Below are 1298 nucleotides of genomic sequence, written 5' to 3'. Positions count from 1 at the left end.
ATGGGCTGCTGACGCCCGGTGAGGCTTATGATACCCACAATCAACACCTGAAAGTCGCCGCCTGACATGAACCCAATGCTATAGCTTGGATCGGCGGAAAACTGGTCTAAAATCTAGGACCACCTCTATCTTTGACACCGTCTTGCGATCAATCCCGAACTGACGCGCGGCCTCGCGCTCACTCATACCTTCGACATGGCACGCTCTGCGCACCCGGTTATAAAGTTCCACAGAATACATCTCCCAGCCCTCAGCTTCCGCCTCGGGCATCAGAATGGCGGACTTTTAATCCGCGACGGTCAGGTAATCCGACCGTTTCTGTGGACCAGTTTGCCTCCGGGATTCACACGCGAGCCATGTGCGTGCCTTTGGCTTCTTCGGAGGGGTGACGGCGCAGATCGTGTCCGACAATCTGAAGGCCGGGGTCACCAAAGCATGCTTCTACGACCCTGTAATCAACCGGACCTATGCGGATATGGCCGTACATTACGATACCGCCGTGGTGCCCGCGAGGCCGCATAAACCCAAGGATAAAGCAAAGGTCGAGGGTGCAGTTTTGCTGGTTGAGCGCTGGATTCTGGCACGGTTGCGCAACCGTCAGTTCTTCAGCCTCGCAGAGGTGAACGCGGCGATCCGCCCGCTTCTGGACCGGCTCAACGACAAGGTCTCGCGCCATCTCGGCGCCAGCCGCAGGCAGCTGTTCGAACGGCTGGACAAGCCCGCCCTGAGGCCGTTGCCGGTGGCGCCTTATGTCTATGCCGAATGGAAGAAGTGCCGCGCCGGGCTCGATTACCACATCGCGATCGACAAGCATTATTACTCCGTGCCCTATCAGTTTCTGAAGAAGGAACTGTGGGCGCGCATCACCGCCCGCACGGTCGAAGTCTTCCATGTCGGGCAGCGTGTCGCCTCCCATGTACGCACATCTGGAAATGGGCAGCACTCCACCCAGCGCGATCACATGCCGGCGCACCACAGGTTCCGCGAAGATTGGACACCGCAGCGCATTCAGGCGCGGGCCGCCCGTGTCGGGCCGAACGTTGCGATCTTCGCCGAGGTTGTGATGCGCGACCGCAAGCATCCCGAACAAGGCTATCGCACCTGTCTGGGCGTGATCCGGCTGGCCGACAAGTTTGGTCAGGACCGCCTTGATGCCGCCTGCAAACGCGGGCTCGAAATCAACGCCCGATCCTACTCATCGATCCAATCCATTCTGAAGAATGGGCTGGAGAGCAAGCCCCGCACCCGCGCCACGGAGGAGCCTGCCATCACCCACACCAACATCCGTGGCGCCGATT

General features: G+C 59.8%; 1 pseudogene. It reads left to right on the top strand.

Annotated elements, in window-relative coordinates:
- Nucleotides 1-400 precede the first annotated feature (400 nt).
- Nucleotides 401-1298 (top strand): annotated as a pseudogene (locus tag BV911_RS18765) (IS21 family transposase); the annotation flags it as partial.

Source organism: Pseudoruegeria sp. SK021 (genome assembly GCF_002119405.1).
In the GTDB taxonomy this organism is placed as follows: domain Bacteria; phylum Pseudomonadota; class Alphaproteobacteria; order Rhodobacterales; family Rhodobacteraceae; genus Meridianimarinicoccus.
Note: the sequence above shows the minus strand (reverse complement) of the source record. Positions and strands in the feature narration are given on the sequence as shown.